This is a genomic window from Edaphobacter lichenicola, from assembly GCF_014201315.1.
GTDB lineage: Bacteria > Acidobacteriota > Terriglobia > Terriglobales > Acidobacteriaceae > Edaphobacter > Edaphobacter lichenicola_B.
On record NZ_JACHDY010000002.1, the window covers coordinates 423,302 to 441,984 of the forward strand.

17 protein-coding genes are annotated in these 18,683 nt (G+C 59.5%); 6 read left to right on the plus strand and 11 right to left on the minus strand.

The window, feature by feature from the left end:
- Positions 1-21: 21 nt before the first annotated feature.
- Genes HDF09_RS08035 through HDF09_RS08050 form a run of 4 tightly spaced genes read right to left on the minus strand, consistent with a single transcriptional unit; the run spans position 22 to position 2,451 of the window.
- Positions 22-825, minus strand: a complete 804-nt coding sequence (locus tag HDF09_RS08035) for a LytR/AlgR family response regulator transcription factor (RefSeq protein WP_183764419.1) — start codon at positions 823-825, stop codon at positions 22-24.
- A gap of 8 nt (positions 826-833) precedes the next feature.
- A complete protein-coding gene (locus HDF09_RS08040) occupies positions 834-1,382 on the minus strand; it encodes a zinc ribbon domain-containing protein (RefSeq protein ID WP_183764422.1) in 549 nt (182 codons plus the stop codon).
- Positions 1,379-1,762, minus strand: coding sequence for a hypothetical protein (locus HDF09_RS08045; RefSeq protein WP_183764424.1), 384 nt, complete (start codon positions 1,760-1,762; stop codon positions 1,379-1,381). Before HDF09_RS08045 ends, HDF09_RS08040 begins: the two co-directional genes overlap by 4 nt.
- Positions 1,759-2,451, minus strand: coding sequence for an RNA polymerase sigma factor (locus tag HDF09_RS08050; protein WP_183764428.1), 693 nt, complete (start codon positions 2,449-2,451; stop codon positions 1,759-1,761). Before HDF09_RS08050 ends, HDF09_RS08045 begins: the two co-directional genes overlap by 4 nt.
- Positions 2,452-2,564: 113 nt before the next feature.
- On the opposite strand from HDF09_RS08050, the gene rlmB reads away from it, so the two are divergent.
- The 3 genes from rlmB (at position 2,565) to HDF09_RS08065 (ending at position 6,545) form a co-directional block, all read left to right on the plus strand.
- A complete protein-coding gene (gene rlmB / locus HDF09_RS08055; protein WP_183764432.1) occupies positions 2,565-3,350 on the plus strand; it encodes a 23S rRNA (guanosine(2251)-2'-O)-methyltransferase RlmB in 786 nt (261 codons plus the stop codon).
- Positions 3,347-5,326, plus strand: a complete 1,980-nt coding sequence (locus HDF09_RS08060) for a M1 family aminopeptidase (protein ID WP_183764435.1) — start codon at positions 3,347-3,349, stop codon at positions 5,324-5,326. The genes rlmB and HDF09_RS08060 overlap by 4 nt, the downstream gene beginning before the upstream one ends.
- A gap of 481 nt (positions 5,327-5,807) precedes the next feature.
- The gene (locus tag HDF09_RS08065) at positions 5,808-6,545 is read left to right on the plus strand and encodes a haloacid dehalogenase type II (RefSeq protein WP_183764438.1); all 738 of its coding nucleotides are present in this window, start codon (positions 5,808-5,810) and stop codon (positions 6,543-6,545) included.
- 186 nt (positions 6,546-6,731) lie between these two features.
- On the opposite strand, the gene HDF09_RS08070 is transcribed toward HDF09_RS08065, so the two are convergent.
- Positions 6,732-8,468, minus strand: a complete 1,737-nt coding sequence (locus tag HDF09_RS08070; protein WP_183764441.1) for an AsmA family protein — start codon at positions 8,466-8,468, stop codon at positions 6,732-6,734.
- 45 nt (positions 8,469-8,513) lie between these two features.
- Positions 8,514-9,314 (minus strand): signal peptidase I, encoded by an 801-nt coding sequence (gene lepB, locus HDF09_RS08075; RefSeq protein ID WP_183764444.1) that lies wholly within the window; start codon positions 9,312-9,314, stop codon positions 8,514-8,516.
- Between the two features lie 195 nt (positions 9,315-9,509).
- Between lepB and HDF09_RS08080 the strand changes: the two genes are divergently transcribed.
- The 3 genes from HDF09_RS08080 to HDF09_RS08090 all read left to right on the plus strand — a co-directional run bounded on the left by HDF09_RS08080 (position 9,510) and on the right by HDF09_RS08090 (position 13,938).
- The gene (locus HDF09_RS08080) at positions 9,510-10,781 is read left to right on the plus strand and encodes an alginate lyase family protein (RefSeq protein ID WP_311719027.1); all 1,272 of its coding nucleotides are present in this window, start codon (positions 9,510-9,512) and stop codon (positions 10,779-10,781) included.
- Positions 10,782-10,914: 133 nt separating this feature from the next.
- Positions 10,915-13,566 carry a serine/threonine-protein kinase gene (locus HDF09_RS08085; protein ID WP_183764447.1) on the plus strand — a complete coding sequence of 884 codons (2,652 nt, stop codon included), beginning with the start codon at positions 10,915-10,917 and terminating at the stop codon, positions 13,564-13,566.
- A gap of 36 nt (positions 13,567-13,602) precedes the next feature.
- Positions 13,603-13,938: a hypothetical protein gene (locus HDF09_RS08090; RefSeq protein ID WP_183764450.1), complete on the plus strand. Its 336-nt coding sequence runs from the start codon at positions 13,603-13,605 to the stop codon at positions 13,936-13,938.
- A 92-nt stretch (positions 13,939-14,030) separates the two neighbouring features.
- Here the strand turns inward: HDF09_RS08090 and HDF09_RS08095 are convergent, their stop codons facing one another.
- From HDF09_RS08095 to hypF, 5 genes are all read right to left on the minus strand, one after another.
- Positions 14,031-14,954 (minus strand): acyl-CoA desaturase, encoded by a 924-nt coding sequence (locus HDF09_RS08095; RefSeq protein ID WP_183764453.1) that lies wholly within the window; start codon positions 14,952-14,954, stop codon positions 14,031-14,033.
- A gap of 244 nt (positions 14,955-15,198) precedes the next feature.
- Positions 15,199-15,318: a DUF6893 family small protein gene (locus HDF09_RS21290; RefSeq protein WP_406704342.1), complete on the minus strand. Its 120-nt coding sequence runs from the start codon at positions 15,316-15,318 to the stop codon at positions 15,199-15,201.
- Positions 15,319-15,368: 50 nt separating this feature from the next.
- Complete coding sequence (gene hypB / locus HDF09_RS08100) at positions 15,369-16,052, minus strand: hydrogenase nickel incorporation protein HypB (RefSeq protein WP_183764456.1); 684 nt, start codon at positions 16,050-16,052, stop codon at positions 15,369-15,371.
- A complete protein-coding gene (locus tag HDF09_RS08105; protein ID WP_183764459.1) occupies positions 16,049-16,393 on the minus strand; it encodes a hydrogenase maturation nickel metallochaperone HypA/HybF in 345 nt (114 codons plus the stop codon). Before HDF09_RS08105 ends, hypB begins: the two co-directional genes overlap by 4 nt.
- Positions 16,386-18,683 (minus strand): carbamoyltransferase HypF, encoded by a 2,298-nt coding sequence (hypF, locus tag HDF09_RS08110; protein WP_183764462.1) that lies wholly within the window; start codon positions 18,681-18,683, stop codon positions 16,386-16,388. The genes HDF09_RS08105 and hypF overlap by 8 nt, the downstream gene beginning before the upstream one ends.

Sequence of the window (18,683 nt, forward strand, 5' to 3'; positions counted from 1 at the left end):
GGGGAGGGGGGTAGTACCCCCCTACAAATTGAACAGCTCCCGCAGGCGCTTGGTCTGTGCCCGGCTCACCGGAATCTCCGTCTTCTGGGCGTCGTCCATCCGCAACTGATAGCTGGACTTGAACCACGGCACCACCTCCCGTATGTGCTGAATATTCACCACATACGACCGGTGCGCCCTCCAGAACGTCTCCGGATCGAGCTGGTCCATCAGCTCCTCGAGCGTCCTGCAGTTCGAGTGTCCCTCCACCGCCTTCGTCACCACGCTGATCGTACCCTCCTCGATCGAGGCAAAACAGATCTCGCGCTGATCCACCAGCAACAACCGGCTCTGTGCCCGCACAATCACCTTACCGGAGCTGGCCTTCGGCGCCTGCGTCTGTTCCTCGACCAGCCGCAGCAGCGCATCCAGCTTGGCCCCGGTCTCCAACGCCAAGCCCGCCGAACCCGACGGAGCGGTCCGCAGCGCCTGCGCCTTCTCGATCGTCTGCATCACCCGCTTTCGATCGAAGGGCTTCAGCAGATAATCAATGGCATTCACCTCGAACGCACGCACCGCATACTGATTGAACGCAGTCGCGAATACCACCTGAGGCATCGGAACCTTTCGGTCCAGCAGCTTCTTCAGCACGCCAAAGCCGTCAAGGCCAGGCATCTGCACATCAAGGAACACCAGGTCCGGCTTATGCGTCCGAATCAGCTCCACCGCTTCGATCCCGTTGGTTCCCTGCGCCAGAACCTCAACCCCGCCCGCCCGCTCCAGCAGATACTGCAACTCCTGCCTGGCCAGAGGTTCGTCATCGATGATGAGTGCAGTCAGTGACATGCTCGCAACTAGTCACTATATACGCGCAGCCGCGCCGGCGCATGGTCCTCGGCCAGATCATGCCCGCACTGCGTGCAATACACATCCGTAATCTGCACCCCGCGGAAGCAGCGCCCGCACGCAGGAGCCAGCTGGAACTGGCACTGCGGGCAGAAGTGCACGCTCGAGGTAATCTCCGTACTGCAGTGCGGACAAGGCATCAGCATCGGCTGCCGCAGCAGGAAGTACACCACAGCTCCAATCCCGCCCGGCAACACCACCACAATCAGCATCCACAAAGCTGCCGGCATTCGCCGCCGCCGCACATCGCGGCTCACATACCCCACCAGCAGCACATAGCTGGCAAACGCCGTCCCCCACGAGTACCCCATCAGCAGCCGCATCGGCAGCAGCTCATGCTTATGGTGCGGCAACACGCCATGGAACAGATATTGCACGGCCCCGAATACCAGGATGGCCAGCACCACCGACCAGGTCGGTATCATGCTCAGCTCATCCTCACCCCCTGCCAGGGTGACCTGCGATCGATCCGACTCCTGACCCCAAAATCTCATCATCCAGCCACCTCGCGCTTACGGGCACGGCGAAACAACACCAAAGCGAGCAAAGCCATCGACACAGGAAAGAACCACAAACAGAGAACCAAAAACTGATTACTCGCATCGGGAACACCGTTCGGTGTCACGTCATACGCGTCCAGAGCGCTCCACACGGCGGTGCAGATAATGACAAAAAGAGAGGAACAAACCGCCAGCGGAATCCAGAGGCTTCGAATGCGATTACGCCGCGCGGCAAGCGTCTTCGCGCGCTCCCGAACAACACGATGAGTTCGATTGACCACTGACGCACGAGCGCCCATCCGCAGATCCGTCAACTCTTCCCTGGGAGCCGACCCAGGAGCGTCTTGCGACGAGGCTCTCTCGAAGGCGTCGCTCATATCGCCACCTCAGCGATGGAACGAGAGGATCGAAGCTGCTCCATCTCCGGCTTCAAAGCTGCCAGGCCGCGATAAAGCCTGGACTTCACCGTCGATAAGGGAGCCCGGGTTACGGTAGCGATCTCTTCCAACGACAGTTCTTCATAAAATCGAAGCACTAGAACCTCTCTGTAGCTTGGTTCCAGTTTGAGCAAAACCTCGCCGACCTCGGCACAGTTTTCGCGGGATTGAAACTGCTCGAGCGGGGACGGCCCGGACATCGCGACCTCAAACGGACGATCGTCCTCTTTCCCTTCACTCATCTCGTCAAGACTCGCCATCACGCGTTTTCTCGACAGGTCGATCACCAGATTTCTGGCAATGGTAAAGAGCCAGGTGTCGAAGCGCGCTTTGCCGTTGTACTGCGCTCCCCGCAGTAGAACCCTCATCCAAGTCTCCTGAAAGAGATCCTCGGCAACTTCACGCTTGCCTGTGAGGAAGAGCAGATAGCGAAGAAGGCGGTGCTGATAAAGCTCAATGAGAGTATCCAGAAGTTCTGGACTCTGCCTCTTTAACCCTTGGGCAATCACCGCGTTCTCGCTTGAGGCTTGAGCACCGAGCGTTGACGCGAGCGAGATGGAACCATTTTGCACACTGCTAGAGACGTTCTTCCGGTCTAACAAGACTCGCTCTTTGCCCACACGGTTCATAAAAAGAGAGATTTCCTTTGAGAGATCCTGAGTGCTATCCGCAGGGCCGCCCTACTCTAGACATTCTAAGGCCTCGCTGCTTTTCTCCGGGTGGGGGGCGGTAGACTTGAGGGATGGAAGTTCTTTATGGGCTGCACCCTGTTGAGGAGGCTATCCGGGCGGGGGGGCGGCAGCTTGACCATGTCAGTGTGGCGCGGGAGCGTCGGGATGAGCGGCTGGAGAGGCTGATCGAGCTGTGCCGGACGGCTGGGGTTCGGGTGTCGCTGGAGTCTCGGGACCAGCTGACCAGGCTCGCGCGGACGGATGCGCATCAGGGCGTGCTGGCGGTGGTGCGGGAGCGTAAGTTCCTGGGGATTGAGGACCTGCTGGCTCCGAAGGCGGAGGGACAACACCGGTTCTTCCTGGCTCTCGATGGCGTCGAGGACCCGCACAACCTTGGGGCGCTGCTGCGGACCGCGGATGGAGCGGGCGTCGATGGCGTGATTCTGCCGGAGCGGCGTTCGGCTCCGGTGACCGCGACGGTCGCCAAGACCTCGGCTGGAGCGTCCGAGCATGTGCGGATCGCTCGTGTGACGAACCTGGTTCGTGCGCTCGAGCAGATGAAGCAGAAGCATGTCTGGGTTCTTGGGCTGGATGAGCGCGGAACGCCGGATTACACCGACTATGACTTCAAGGGCGACTGCGTTCTGGTGCTGGGGCGCGAGGGCGCTGGTCTGCACGACCTGGTGAAGAAGACATGCGATCACCTGCTGAGGATTCCGATGGCGGGACAAGTGTCGTCGCTCAATGTGTCGGTTGCGGGCGCGATCGTGATGTACGAGGCGATGCGGCAACGGCGTCAACCTGCAGCTCCGCCTGCACGAAAGCCTGTGAAAGAACGTAAGGGATTGGGATCTTGAAGAGTTTGAAGGTTGTATCGGCGGGAGGCCGCTGGCTGGTTCTGGCGGCTGTTTTTGGAGTATGTTTTGCGCAGGGCCAGGAGTCTCCGCCTGCCAACGAACCGGCCGCACCGCACGGCAAGGTCCTGTTCAGTAGAGACCAGGATTCACCGGAGGTCGAGAAGAAGGCGAAGGCTCCGGTGGCCGAGACGGCAGTGGAGGTCTCGGATGCGGAGCGCACCTCTCTCACCTTTACGTCCTACGATCTCGACGTGCATCTGACTCCGGCAGAGTCGATGCTTGCGGTTCATGCGAGGTTCGGCGTGAGGAACACCGGGAAGGCGCCGCTGAGCCGGCTGGTGTTTCAGATCTCTTCGGCGCTGAGCTGGGAGAGTTTTGCAGCGCAGGTCGGGGGACAGACCGCGGGGCGCGTGGTGCCACTCTCGTTTACGCAACATGCGATCGATACCGACGCGGACCATACGGGCAAGGCGACGGAGGCTGTGGTTGCTCTGCCTCAGCCGCTCGAGCCGGGCGCGATGCTTGTGCTGACGGGCTTCTACTCCGGCGAGGTGGTGCAGTCGGCAGAGCGGCTGGAGCGGATCGGCGCGCCGCTGGACCAGTCCGCGAATGCGGACTGGGATCGGATCAGCGCGGAGCGAACGGCGCTGCGCGGGTTTGGCAATGTTCTTTGGTATCCGACGGCGGCGGCACCGGTGTTTCTGGGCGATGAAGCGAAGCTGTTCCAGAGTGTCGGGTTGACCAAGCTGCGGCAGGCCGAGGCGACGGTGCATATGCGGCTGACGGTGGAGTACGTCGGCGACGCGCCGGATGCTGCGTTCTTCTGTGGCCGGCGCGAGCAGCTGATGAAGGTGAGCGAGAACCAGAATCTGCCGGTGGCTGAGTCTCCGGGGGTGGCTACGGCTGAGTTCTCTGAGCGGCCGCTGGGATTTCGTGCGCTGAGTCTGTTTATCACTGACCGGGCGGGCACTGTGACGGACAACAGCCTGATCTCGGCCGTGACCGACCACTACGACGCGCTGCCGAGCTATGGTGCGGCCGCGACGAAGGTGCAGCCTCTGCTGGCCGAGTGGCTGGGAGCCGGTCCGTTGCGTCTGCTCAACATCCTCGACCACGAGGGGCAGCCGTTTGAGAACGATGCCCTGCTGGTTGTTCCGATGCGTGCGGCGACGCCCGAGGTGCTGGCTCCTTCGCTGGTGCATTCGCTGAGCCATGCCTGGTTCGGCTCGTCGCATGTGTGGCTGGATGAGGGCGTGGCGCAGTTTGCTTCTCTGCTTTGGGTTGAGCAGGCACAGGGGCGCGAGGCTGCGGTGAAGCAACTGCAGCAGGAGGCGAACACGCTGGCACTCGTGGAGCCCGGTCCTTCTTCCGGCTCGCCTGTCGTCTCTTCTGCCAACCCTGCCGGAACGTCGTCCAGTTCGTCGGCTGGCTCTTCCGACTCCGATGCGGGGCAGAGCTTGATCCTGGCCAGTGATGAGGTCTACTACCGGACCAAGGCTGCGGCGGTGCTTTGGATGCTGCGGTCGGTGGTGGGCGATGACGCGCTGAAGCGGGCGCTGCAAGCCTACCGGAGCGACAAGATGGACAGCGACCCGAAGGAGTTTCAGCGGGTTCTGGAGCGAAGCGCGAAACGGGATCTGGCCTGGTTCTTCGACGACTGGGTGTATCGGGACCGCGGGCTGCCGGACCTGAGCATCGCCAATGTGACGCCTCGTGCGCTCGACAAGATCGGCGACAAGGGCAAGGGGTTCCTGGTGTCGGTGGAGGTGAAGAACGACGGAGACGCGGCGGCGGAGGTGCCGGTGACGGTGCGATCCGGGACGTTGACCTCGACCCAGAGGCTGCGGATCGCGGGGCGGTCGAGCGCGTCGACCCGCGTGGTCTTTGAGGGGACGCCGGATGAGGTGATCGTCAATGACGGCAGTGTGCCGGAGGTGACGGCTTCGATTCATACCAAGCAGATTGTGGCGCATTGAATTCTCCTTTCCGGGGAGCCCCCCCCCCTATTACAGGCGCGTAAGTCATTTGTTTTAAATGGTTTACGCGGTGTCTATGTCTCCAAAAACGTCATTCTAAAAGGGTTACCTGCAGAATTTTCAAAACAAAGGGTTTATGGGTCGAAAGGCGAAAACCGCGGCGGTTGCCGGGGTTTTTTCTTTGCTGCTTCCAGTATAGCTGGTGGGTGGTAACTGATACGCCACGCCTATCTTGTTGTGTGGACTTTGGTTAGGGGGTTTGAGGGCTTGACAGGTTAAGGAGAACAGGCAACGCTTCGCATTAGCTGTGGATAGCAATCCGCATAGACAGAAGGTTTGAGAACTTCACCGCCGAAGTTGCCGAAACCCGACTTTTCGGGAATATTTGCCAGTGATAAGCAGTTATTATTCGTGCGGTCGCAAGCTCCCGCCCCAGGGAAGATCCCCTGAGTAAGAGGGACATTTGAACAGAAGAAACTTTATGAGCATGGTCGCGGGCGCTGCGACCGCGATCTCCACCGAATCGATGCTGGCGGCGTTGCCCAAACGAAAGATCAAGGCCATTGCGCTCGATGGTTTAGCCGTCTTCGATACGCGCCCTGTCGCCGCTCTGACGGAGCGCACCTTTCCCGGACGCGGGGACGAGATCACTGCTTTGTGGCGCAAACAGCAATTTGAGTACACATGGTTGCGGACCCTTGGGCGAAGGTATGTCGATTTCCTGCAAGTAACGGAGGAGGCGCTACGGTTCGCCTGCAGGTCTCTGAGGCTGGAGCTTGCGAAAGCGGACAGCGACAGGCTGATGCAGAGCTATCTTGAGTTGAAAGCATGGCCGGACGCTCTGCAGGCATTGAGAGCGTTGAAAGCCGGTGGTCTAAGGATGGCGTTTCTCTCAAACTTTTCGGCTACGATGCTGGATTGCGCCGTGCGGAACTCTGGCCTCGAAGGTCTCTTCGAGAGTCATTTGACCACTGACCGGGTGAGGGCATTCAAGCCGGATCCCCAGGCCTACGAGATGGCAACAAGTGCCTTCGGTCTTCAGAAAAAAGAGATAGTCTTTGCTGCTTTCGGAGGATGGGATGCCGTTGGCGCAAAGTGGTTCGGCTATCCAACGTTCTGGGTGAATCGTGCGCAGGCTGCAACAGAAGAACTCGATGTGCTGCCTGATGGAGCTGGTAAGGACTTGAATGATCTGGCAGCTTTCGTCCTGGACAGATAGCTGTCAGGCGAAAACGGGGATATCGGCGACTTCGATCCTGGGGTTCAATGCAGACAGCTCAAAACAATTTCCATTTAGCGAGCTCGACTTTTCATTTAATGCGGCTTTGCACAACAGACTTTTTCAGCCACGTTATGGGTAGTGTCGGGGGGAGAGTAAGAGCAGGTGTGCATGCAATGGAAAAAGCTAGCGATGTGGTCGGGGAGCTGGAGCGTGGGGTGAGGTGTCGGTCCAGGTTTGGGGTTGGCCCCAGGGGCGGCTGGCGGTGAGGTCGATGCGGTAGGGACCGGTGGCGCGGTTGGTGGGCAGGACTTCGGCGAGGCCGTCGCCTAGCTGGGGGAGCGCGGTTGCGAGAGCCATGAGGCGGGCTGTGGAGGCCATGCCGGTGAGATGGAGGGTGCAGCCTGCGGCGTCGAAGTGGCCTTCGAGGGTTGCGGGATCTTTGCCGCCGAGAGCGAGAGAGACAGGCTCTAGTTGAAAGCCGTCGGCTGTGGGAGGGGTGGGTTTGTGATGTTTGCTTTGCGCGGTTTTGGAGGCGGGCTTGGGTGAGGTAGCGGCGGCGGAGTGGAGGGCGATGTCGCCGGTGACCAGAGAGGTGGTGCCCGCGTGGGGGTCGATGAGACTAGCGTTGGCTACGACCAGATCCCCGTGCCAGGGGAGGGTGCCTGCGGGGCTGGGCGCGTAGGAGAGATTGCCTGTGAGGGCGCCGGCGGCGGAGATGTCGGCGGGGACACGATTGCTGGCTACGCGGAGCCAGTCGAGGAGGGTCGCGGCGGGGAGGCCGGGGGTGCCGAGCTGCAGGTCTGCCGACTTGGGGTTGCGGAGATCGGGTAGGGTGCCGGTGAGGGCGACGATGGGCGCGTCGGATGAGCCGGCGGGCGGCCAACTGCAGCGCAGGTCCTCGAAGGAGTGGAAGTCGCCGGTTGCGGAGCCGAGGCATTGGAGATCGATGTCCATGGGCTGGGCGGGTACGAAGTCTGCGCGGCGGGTGTCGGTGAGGCGGAGGTGGGCCTGCACTTTGCTGTCGCTGACGGTGCCCTGGGCGTTGGCGGTGAGGGTCATGTCGCCACGCAGGCCGGCGTCGCGGCCGAGGAGAAAGCGGCTGGCTCCGCCGAGAGGAGCGTTGCGCCAGGTGCCGCGCAGGTTGATGGGGACCTGACCGAGGGAGGGGGCGCGGCTGAGGGTTCCTTCGAGCTCGAAGATGCCGGTGTCGGAGACGTCGGTGTCGGTGCGGGCGGGATGGGCGGAGAGGCGAAGATGCCACTGCTGGGGGTCGGGGAGCCAGAGGGCGAAGTCGGCGTCGGTAAGGGAGAGGGAGGATTTTTCGCGGTCGAGTTTGAGGTTGAGGCGGGCTCCGGTGGCTTCGATGTAGGGGAAGCGGGGGGCGGGGCCGGCTTGCCGTTGCGCGGTGGGCGCGGCGGAGATGTGGGCGGCGTGGAGGAGGATGCTCTCGAGGTTCCACTTGCCGTCCGAAGCGTGGACGAGGTTGACGCTGGGTTCGGTGAAGCTGATGGTGGAGAACTCGACGCGGCGGCTCCAGAGGGAGCTGAGGCGAAGGGTGGCGCGGACGGAGTTGGCTCGGATGACAGGCTCGGAGCCGAAGGCTGGGTCTTCTTCGACGACGAAGTTTTCGAGCGTGAAGCCGGGGAGGGGGAGGAGGTTGAGGGAGACCTTGTCGAGGTGAACGGGGCGGCCGAGGCTGTCGCCGATACTGGTGGCGATGCGGCGCTGATAGCGGTTGACGCTGATGTAAGGAGGCAGCAGGATGAGCAGCATCACGGCAAGGATGACGAAGGCCAGGTAGAGGAGGCGACGCAGCGTGTGGGTGCTGAGGGACGGAGCGGTGTCTGTCTCCGCGGCGTCGGTGGGGGCGGCTTCGCTGGGATACACGGAGGGCTCGTAGATGGGATCGGCTTCGTGCATGAACGATGGTCCGGCGCGGTGGGTTAGGCCGTGCCGGAGTGACCTCTATTTAATGAGATGAAGCGTGCGCTTCCAGCGTGTCTCGTCGAAGATGTGGACGATGATGTGGCCCATGAAGCCGAGACGCTCGCCGATGCTCTGCTTGTTGATCTGGTCGGCGGGAGTTTGGAAGGACCAGTAGACGAAGAGGGGGCGGCCCACGATGTTTTCGCGCGGGACGAAGCCCCAGTAGCGGCCGTCGAGACTTTCGGTGCGGTTGTCGCCCATGGCGAAGACTTTGCCGGGGGGGACGACGAGGTCGCCATCCTGAATGTGGCTGGGAAGCTCGTAGGCCCAGCTGGCGGTGACGTTGCCGTAGTTGTCGGGTGGGACGGAGGGAAAGTCGTCGCGGTAGGGATCGAAGGCGTGCTGGAGGTCGCCGTCGGAGGTGGGCATGCCGGCGTAGGGCTCGTTTTGCGCGACGCCGTTGAGGTAGACGATGCCGTTGCGGAGGTGGATGCGGTCGCCGGGGATGCCGATGGTGCGCTTGACGAGGAAGAGGTCAGGCTCGCCGGGCTTGAAGAAGACGATGATGTCGCCGCGGCGGACGTCGCGATAGAAGGTGAAGGGAGCCCACTTTGCGGGAGGGGCGAGGGAGATGCGGTCTACCAGGACGTGGTCGCCGATGAGCAGGGTCTGCACCATGGAGGCGGAGGGTATCTCGAAGTTCTGGAAGATGAAGGTCATCACGAAGAGACCGATGGCGAGGACGGTGCAGATGGAGGCGAGGGACTCGAGTGGAGTCTCGGCCTGCTCCTGCTGGGCGACGTCTGGGGTGGTGGCTTCGGTGGTGATGGTTTCGGGCAAGACTGGGTCTCCAGCGTCCTCAAATGGATGCAGCTATCAGTGTATCGCTGATGGAGGGTGGGAGGGGAATACGCTATTTGGATGGTTTGTCCCAAGTGCGAACTATAATCTCGATGTAGCAAACGATTAGTCACTTGCTAAGGATGCTTTTAGACGCAGAGCGTGGCTCTGCCAGTTCTGCAACCAGGAGATGAAGTGAGAAAGACTAATTCCCCCACGATGATTCCGCCGCCGATTTCCCCCTCCTCGATTTTCCCTTCCTCGATTTCCACCTCAACGATCGACCGCCGCCGATTTTGCAAAGCTATCACCATCACCGCTCTCTCCTCGGGAGGGGTCTTACGCGGGCTGGCTGCGGGGCCGACGAAGAGCGATGCCTATCGGCTCGTTGCCGAGACCGATCGCGAGCGGATCTTGAAGGCGGGAGCGCTTTATCTGACCGAGAAGCCGGTGACGATCACCTCGTTTCGCTCCGATCGCAGTCCTGGGAGCGTTCACGACTTTTTCTCGCAAGCGGACTACTTCTGGCCGAACCCCAAAGATCCGAATGGCCCGTACATCAATCGCGACGGCCAGAGCAATCCCGACAACTTTAACGAGCATAGGAAGGCGATGATTGCGCTTTCGATCCAGATGCCGGCGCTGACCTCGGCATGGCTGTTGACGGGAGAGCGCCGCTATGGGGAGAGCGCCTGCAACCATCTGCGGGCGTGGTTTATCTCGCCTGTGACGCGCATGAATCCGAACCTGGAGTTCTCGCAGGGGGTTCATGGTGTCTCCACCGGCCGCTCCTACGGGATCATCGATACGCTTCATCTGGTCGAGGTGGCCCGCGCCGCGAGTCTGGTTGCAGCCAGGTTTCTTCGGAAGGAAGAGATGACGGCTCTCATGAGTTGGTTCCGTGACTATCTCCAATGGATGAAGACCAGCGACAAGGGACAGAAGGAGCGGGATGCCTTGAACAATCACGCGATGTGCTGGGCGTTGCAGGCAGCGGAGTTCGCGCGGCTGATTGGAGATGGAGAGACGCGCAGCCAGGTGCACCGGCAGTATACGGATACTCTTCTGCCGGATCAGCTGGGAGCGGATGGCTCCTTTCCTAAGGAGTTGGCGCGAACCAAGCCTTACAGCTACTCCATCTTTAACTTCGATGTGATGGCCAGTCTCTGCCAATCGCTCAAGGGCGTTGGACAGGATCTGCCGACCTTCAAGCTCTCCGACGGTCGTGGACTCTGCAAGGCGGCTGAGTTTCTCTATCCGTACTTGAAGGACAAAAGTACGTGGCCTTACCCGAAGGATGTGGAGCACTTTGACTCGTTGCCCGTGCGCTCTCCGGGGCTGTTGTTTGCAGGACTCGCCTGCGAAAAGGCGGAGTATGTCTCGCTTTGGAAGACCGAAGATCCTGACCCGATCGATCGGGAGATCATTCGCAACTATCCGGTTCGCCAGCCCTTGCTGTGGGTGTAGCAGAGCGACAAAGATCGCGAACAGCCGACGGATGATAAAGCTGTCATTGCAGCTCGCGTGATCCCGAGTGATACCCTAGGAGGGTTTCGAGCCTGAATAACTGCCTCCTATTTCTGAGCATGAGCGAATTTCAATGGCAGAGGTTACTAACGCTCTCCCGGTGGGAGAACTGGTTGGGAATAACTACGAGATCCTGGGCATCGCTGGTGCCGGCGGAATGGGTGTTGTGTATCGTGCCTGGGACGCCAAGCTCGAGAGGACGGTTGCGCTTAAATTTCTACCCACTCTGCTGAACGCTGATGTTCGCGAGAGAGAGTATTTTGTCCTCGAAGCTCGAATGGCTTCGTCCCTCGACCACCCGAACATCGGCGTCATCCACGGGATTGAAGAGACGGCGGATGGGCGCGCGTTTATTGTCATGGGCTTCTATGACGGTCTATCTCTGGCTCAAAGGATTGCCAAAGCTCCGCTGAGCACGGTAGAGGCCGTCGATGTTGCGATTCAGATCGCGCTCGGGCTGTGCGAAGCCCACGCGCATCAGATTGTGCATCGCGACATCAAGCCGTCGAACGTGATGCTGACGAACTCCGGGTCTGTTAAGATCGTCGACTTTGGATTGGCTCGTCTGATTAGCGCCGAGACGGCTACGGCGAGCGGCATCGTGGGATCGATCAAGTACGTCTCGCCGGAACAGGCGTTGGGCCATCGAACGGATCAGCGAACAGATATATGGTCCCTTGGAGTGGTTCTGGCGGAGATGCTGACGGGGCGAAATCCCTTTGAGCGCGGAGCGATTCCGGCGATTCTGGTTGCGATCCTCAATGAGCCTCCACAGTCGCTTGACGGTTTGCCCATCGCACTGCAGGGAATCATCTATCGCGCCCTCTCGAAGGACGCCGAGAAGCGGTATCAGCATTGCTCAGAGATGCTGGCGGATCTGCAGGCTGCACGAACAGAGCTTTCGAACGATTCAACCAATCGAAAAGAAGCGACTGGTAGAAAGACCACGCATCGGTCCAACGACATCCGCAAGTACGTCGAGCAAGCTTCCATCTCTACCTGGTCCAGGGCACAGAAGCCTCGAAACCGATGGCTGCCACTGGGCCTCGGCCTCTGTGGGTTTGTTCTATTGGCCTGTCTGTTTCTCTTTCCTCGGGTCCGCGAACAACTTTTTGGTTCCCGCATAAGAGTGGGCGAAGAGCATATCGCAGTTCTTCCTTTTACCAACATTGGAAATAATCCGGAGAACGAAGCGCTGAGCGAGGGCCTGGTGGATACGCTGTCGGGGAGGCTCTCCAATCTCGATGTTGGCAACAAGGCGCTATGGGTGATTCCGGCGAGCGAGATCCGGCGTCTCAAGGTGATGGACCCCGCCGCTGCGCTCAAAACGCTTGGCGCAAATCTGGTGATCAGCGGAAGCATTCGGCGCGATGGAGCGGCGATAAACCTAAACCTCAACCTGATCAATACAGAGAATCTTCGCCTGATTGGTTCGGTCGATGTTGTGGATCAGGCTGGAGATCTCGCTGCGCTGCAGGATGAGGCGGTATCGCGACTGGCGCACCTGATGGACCTGCCCGTGTCCGCCGAGATGCTGCACAACACTGGCGGATCGGTTGTGCCTGCGGCATATGAGAACTACCTGACAGCGCTGGGCTATATGCAGCGTTACGACAAGGCAGGAAACCTGGATCGGGCGATCAACCTACTGGGTGAGTCGATCAAGACCGATCCGAAGTTCGCGCTTGGCTACGGTCAGCTTGGAGAGGCGTATCGAATCAAGTATCAACTGGATAAGAATCAACATTGGCTGGACGAAGCTCAGGGAAACCTTGAGAGGGCGATCCAGCTCGACGGCAGTTTGCCTGCGGCCTACGTTACGCTGGGGCGAATTCACGACGTGAGCGGGAAGCGGGAGCTTGCGCTGCAGGAGTTTCAACACGCTCTCACACTCGATCCGCGAAACGCGCTGGCGGTGCGAGGGCTGGCACGCGCCTATGAGCGGGCTGGTCGCGTTGCCGATGCAGAAGCTGCTTACCAAAAGGCCGTCGCGTTGAAGCCGGACGACTGGGAGAGCTATAACCTGATCGGCCACTTCTATGACCGCCAGGGGAGGTATCCCGAGGCGATCAAGGCGTTGCAGAGAGCGCTTGAGATGACGCCCGACAACGCGGAGGTGTATCTCAACCTGGGCGCAACCTATATCGATTCGGCCGACGCTAAAGCGCTTCCGGCGGCGGAGCAGGCGCTGAAGAGATCGATCGAGCTGGAACCAAGTTATCCTGCGTATGCAAATCTGGCGAGCCTTTACCTTTCGCAGAGGCGGTATAAGGAGTCTGCAGAGGTGAATGAGAAAGCTCTGCAACTGAATGAACACGACTACATGGTTTGGAACAACTTGCTCATCGACTACGAGCGGATTGGAGACAGCTCGAAGGCAGAGGCGGTCAGGAGACGAATCGTACCGCTGCTCGAACAGAATATCCAGCTAAAGCCGCAAGATGCACTCGCGCAGTCCTTGCTGGGGTTGATGCTAGTAGAGGACGGGGCGCGGGAGAAGGCTTTGGAGCACGTCCAGACCGCGCTTGCGTTAGCGCCTGATGACCCGGACATACTGGCGAACGTTTCTATTGCCTACGAACTGTGTGGTGACCGCAAGCAAGCTGTGAAGTATCTTGAGACAGCCATCCGCAAGGGTTATTCTCTCGACAAACTTCGGGATGAGCCAAAGTTGCAAGGACTCATTAGCGAACCCACACTTCGTTCCGGAAAACCTTCACCCTAACCCGATCCCGCTAATCTCAACCAAAGGAGAATCATCTTGTCGATCGTTGTTGTCCCTCTTACTGATTCAACTGCTCCAATCGAAGTGACTATGGGAGCTACGGACACCCTGCAGTTTGTCGCCCAAGTCTCGGGTACCTTCACCAGCACCTATTCGAAGTATTTCTGCCCCCATCTCCCCCATACCAAGTCGCTGAACCAGAATGAGACCTGGCCGAACCCTACAAATTATCCGGAAGGAACCGAGCCTAACCCTTATGCTGCCGGAAAAACCTACACCTTCAGCTGGACGCCTGACGGTGTGAAGCAGCCTCATTTGACCTCAACTCCGGGGACAATCTACGTGGATACCGGGACCCTGGGACATGGCTGATCTAGTTTCAGCTGTAGTGATAAAAGCCTTGCGCTGACACGACGGCGCTCGCGAAGACATCGAGCGCCGTCGCATGAAGACTCGGTAGGGCGTCAGAGATTGAGTGGGGTCGTTGGCTCTGCGGGCATCGCCGTGAGATGCGCCACTTTCACGTTCTTCGCCAGACCCAGCATTGCCAAGAGTTTGATGCCCCAGTAGTTGAAGTCCAGCTCCCACCAAGCCATGCCGTGGCTGGCAGAGACAGGATGGGCATGGTGATTGTTGTGCCAGCCTTCTCCGCCGGTCAACAGGGCGACCCACCAGTTGTTGGTTGAGTCGTCGCGGGTTTTGAAACGGCGCGAGCCCCACAGATGCGTCGCCGAATTGACCAACCAGGTGGTGTGAAAGCCAATGGTGATGCGAAGAAATGTTCCCCATAGCAACCAGGAGAGGCCCAGCTTCCATCCGCCGAGAGCGGTGCCGCCACCGAGCAGAGCAATCCCTGTCAGGGTGATCGGGAGCCAGTGCCATACCGCCAGCCACCGGTAGAAGCGATCGCGTTCCAGATCCGGCGCATAGTGAGCGAGCGTGGTGGTCTCGCTGTGAAGAGAGCCGCGCAGGATCCATCCCATGTGCGACCACCATTTGCCGTCGCGGGGAGAGTGCGGATCGCCAGGCTTGTCGGTGTACTGGTGGTGCATACGATGTACGGAGACCCAGTACGTTGGACTGCCCTGCAGCGCCATGGTGCCACAGACCGCCATGGCATACTCCAACCACTTAGGCGTCGTGAAGCTGCGATGCGTCAGTTGGCGGTGATAGCTGATGGCGATGCCTACGTTCTGACCGAAGAGCCACATCACGAGAAATACGACGACAGAAGACCAATAGAAGGTAAACAGCGCCGCTACGGCTCCCACGTGAAATGCCGCGATGACGACGAAGAATATCCAGTTGAACTCCGCCGACTTCGCCTGTACCACTTCGGCGATGCGGGGACTGCCAGCTTTTTGCGGTTTTGTTACAAGAGTCGCCATGCGCCTGCCTCTAGTGGAGGCTAACGCCGCTCAGGAGGCATGGCTATAGGGTGCAGGTAACAGTTCGGTAATAGTTGCGACTGCGCATACTCACAAACCTACATTCCAACGACGGAGGTAATTGATCCGTAACGATCCTCGATCCCAGGCTGAGACTATCTCGGACGCCTGACCGATCGGCGAATCACTCTGCTTAAAGGGCAGCCAGAGTTTCGAGGGTAGCGATTGCTCAAGCCGCAGCATCTCACATGGATCGGATTCTGAGATAACGGGAGACGTCGGGAGCGATCATTATCATTACTACAATTGCACCGATTCCTGCGGCAGCAGCTAAAAGTTTCATCATGTAAGTCACCTCGGACATTCGTTGCTCGCTTTATACTCCTGTTTCGATGCAATTCACCATGCCGGCGTCTACACTGTGGTCTTTTGTGAGCTTCGCGCATGTTTCTGCGCAAGGAACTGCAAGAAGGCGTCCATCCCCTCGCCAGTCTTCGCCGAAACTTTGAATACGGACATCCCTGGCCGCACCGCCTGAATGTTCGCGTTGGCGGTCAGATCATCGAACTCCACCGCCGCTGCCAGATCGATCTTGGTGATGACCGCTGCGTCGGCGCTGTTGAAGATCGTCGGGTATTTGAGCGGCTTATCCTCGCCCTCCGTTACGGATAGCAGCACCAACCTGAGATCTTCTCCCAGATCATAGGACGCGGGACAGACCAGATTACCCACGTTTTCGATGAAGAGGAGATCGAGTTGGCCTAAATTCCAATCGTTCAAGGAGTGCTCCACCATGGCCGCTTCAAGGTGGCAGAGCGTTCCGGTGGTGATCTGCCGCACGGGTGCCCCACTGCGTGCGAGCCGGATCGCGTCGTTCTCCGTCGCCAGATCGCCTACCAGTGCAGCTACGCGACAATGCGGTCTGAGCAGGGTGAGAGTCTTTTCGAGAAAGGTAGTCTTCCCAGCGCCAGGGCTCGAGACCAGGCTGATGACATAGGTTCCCTGCGAGCGAAACCGGTCTCGCAAGGCGCGTGCGATGACGTCATTTTGCTTGAGAACATTCTTCCGAACTTCCAGCAGGCGCGGTTCATGACTCATTGTTTTAGCTCCAAGGCAGTAATGACGAGTTCTTTTCCATGGATCACTTCAGCCGTCTGTGCTCCGCAGTCAGGACAACAGAACCACTGCATCGACGCCAAAATCTTTGGCAGGTTGCATGCCGGACAGTAAACCTCTATGGGCACGTCTTTTACTACCAGACGCGACCCTTCGAGCGGGGTACCATCGCAAGCTATTTCGAAGGAGAAAAGAAGCGCCTCCTTCACGACGCCCGAGAGAGCTCCAAGCTCCAGGTGGACCGCTTCTACGCGTACGTTGCGGCGCTCTGCCTCCTCCTGTGCCATATCGACGATGCTCATCGCAATCGAAAGCTCATGCATGGATGGCTCCTACGCGAACGGAGGACTTCGCATCGTTGAAGTTGCCGAATGCGGCAAGCGCGGCCTGCCCAAGGCTGATCCCACCGTCGTTGGGAGGCACTGCGTGGTTCGTCCAGATCTCGAGACGGTGGGGCAGGAGAAGAGATTTCAAGTCTTCGAGTAGCAATTCGTTCTGGAAGACGCCTCCTGAGAGCACGACTGTGTCAATCGCGTGGCTGTGGCAGAGTTGGAGAGTAAGCTCGGCGGTTACCGCAGCGACTCCACGTTGAAAACAGCGTGCGATATCAGACACTCCGCAGCCACGCAGCCGGTCACGAATGACTGCATCGAGCAGCGGGCGGAAATCGAGCTCCTCGTCCGTGATGGGGAAGGGATAGGCTTCCGCACTCGAGGAGTCGCGTGCCAGCTGCTCCAGCCAAATGGCAGCCTGACCTTCAAACGTGTTCTCTCTCACAAAACCCAACAGCGCGGCAGCGGCATCGAAGAGCCTGCCCACCGAAGTCGTCGAAAAAGTCCGTACCCCACGGCGGATCAGTTGCATGGCGTTCTGGTAGCGCGAAGTAAAGTGGAATGGCGACTGGGTTAAGTCGGTCAAACCATTGATCTGAGCCAGGAAACCGGATGCGGCCTGTACCGGATATTGCGCGGCACCATCGCCTCCGGGAAGAGCCGCTTCGCGTAGATGAGCAACGCGTTCGAAGCCTCGTGCGAGACTTCCTGTAAAAATCTCGCCGCCCCAGATGCTGCCATCATCGCCGAAGCCGGTTCCATCAAAGCTGACACCAATCACTCTCTTCTCCCACTCGCCGCGTTCTGCCAGAACCGAAGCCAGGTGAGCGCGATGATGCTGTATCGCCCGCGTCTCCTGAGCCGGGAGCATCGCGGCATGACTCGTCGAAGCGTATTGAGGATGACAATCGTGCACCACAAGCAGATCGCGAGTGTCGACGTCATACATCGAGAGGAGATCCTCAATCGTTTTCGCAAAGGCCTGGAACGCCTGATAGTGGGAGAGGTCGCCAATGTGGTGGCTGACAAAAGCGTGGCCGTCAACTACCAGCGTAATCGTGTTCTTCAGGTCCGAGCCTAGGGCCAACACCGGGCGCTTGATCGGCAGCTTTGCCACTGCGCTCGGCGCGTATCCGCGAGACCGGCGAAGAATCACCGGGCCGAAGGTCCCTACTCGAGCTATTGAATCCTCCACTCGCCGCGCAATCGGACGTTCGCCGATTAGGAACGCATCCGCGATTCCGGAGAGCCGCTTCTTCGCGTCCGCATCCTCATAGGTGATTGGTTCATGCGAGCGATTGGCACTGGTCATCACGAGCGCTTCCGGCGCGCCCGCAGCGAAGAGAAGGTGATGAAGCGGTGTGTAGGGCAACATCACACCGAGGTCATGATTGTCAGGCGAGACGCCTTCGAGTTCCAGTCGAGCCCGCGCCAGCACAATCGGACGGGCCGATGATGTAAGCAGCGTCTCAGTCTCGGAGGTGAGACAGACCAGCCGGCGCGCTGCCTCCACGTCTCTGGTCATCAGAGCAAAAGGCTTCTCCTTGCGGTACTTCCTCACACGCAGAGCAGCCGTCGCTATCGGGTTGCGCGCATCGCAAGCCAGATGATATCCGCCCAGCCCTTTGATCGCGACGATGCTGCCCTCCCGGAGGAGCTCGGCTGTCTTTCGAATCGCATCCCAACCACGAGCCGAGTCGAGTCCGTTCTGTCGAAGTGCGAAGTTCGGCCCACAGTCGGGACACGCTACAGGCTGCGCATGAAACCTGCGATTCGCCGGGTTGTGATACTCCGAGTCGCAGTATGTATCCATCGGCCACTCCCTCATCGTGGTGTTGGCTCGATCGTAGGGCAACGCGAGGATGACGCTGTAGCGGGGGCCGCAGTTGGTGCAGTTGACGTAGGGGTATCTATATCGCCGATCGGATGGGTCGAAGCACTCGTTCAAACAGTCGTCGCAGACAGGGAGATCGGGCGAGACGTGGGCCGTTGGGCGGCCTGCGCGGTGACTCTCTCGAATGGTGAATTCGTTCAGGTCTTCAAAGAGTGCAGGCTCGACTTCAACCTCGGAGATGATGGAGGCGGCAGGATGCTTGCTCTGCATCTCTTCAACGAAGGCTTCCATGTCTCGTTCAGCGCCTTCCAGATGAATCTCCACGCCCTGATCGCCGTTGAGCACCCACCCGGCGAGCGTGTTAGCTTGCGCCAGACGGTACACGAAAGGGCGAAAGCCAACTCCCTGCACCACGCCGCGCACACGAATTGAGCAGGCACTCGACAT